Origin of the sequence: Streptomyces sp. SID12501 (genome assembly GCF_010550245.1) — a bacterium.
Taxonomy (GTDB): domain Bacteria; phylum Actinomycetota; class Actinomycetes; order Streptomycetales; family Streptomycetaceae; genus Streptomyces.
Window position 1 is genome coordinate 1 of the sequence record NZ_JAAGLU010000536.1, and the last position, 467, is coordinate 467.

Annotated in this window: 1 protein-coding gene; it reads left to right on the top strand. The window is 70.7% G+C overall.

What is annotated here, in order from left to right:
* On the top strand, positions 1–467 hold a 467-nt coding region (locus tag G3I71_RS47160; protein ID WP_275409445.1), incomplete at both ends, for a TCP-1/cpn60 chaperonin family protein.

The window sequence follows — 467 nt, forward strand, 5'->3', positions numbered from 1 at the left end:
CTCACCGGTGGCCAGGTCGTCTCCGAGACCGTCGGCCCCAAGCTGGACCAGGTCGGCCTCGAGGTGCTCGGCACGGCGCGCAAGGTCGTCGTGACCAAGGACGAGACCACGATCGTCGAGGGTGGCGGCGACGCCGGCCAGATCCAGGGCCGCGTCAACCAGATCCGCGCCGAGATCGAGAACTCGGACTCCGACTACGACCGCGAGAAGCTCCAGGAGCGCCTCGCCAAGCTCGCGGGCGGCGTCGCCGTCATCAAGGCGGGCGCGGCGACCGAGGTCGAGCTCAAGGAGCGCAAGCACCGCATCGAGGACGCCGTGCGCAACGCGAAGGCGGCCGTCGAGGAGGGCATCGTCGCCGGTGGTGGCGTCGCACTCATCCAGGCCGGTGCCAAGGCGTTCGAGACCCTCGTGCTCGAGGGCGACGAGGCGACCGGTGCGCAGATCGTGAAGCTCGCGATCGAGGCCCC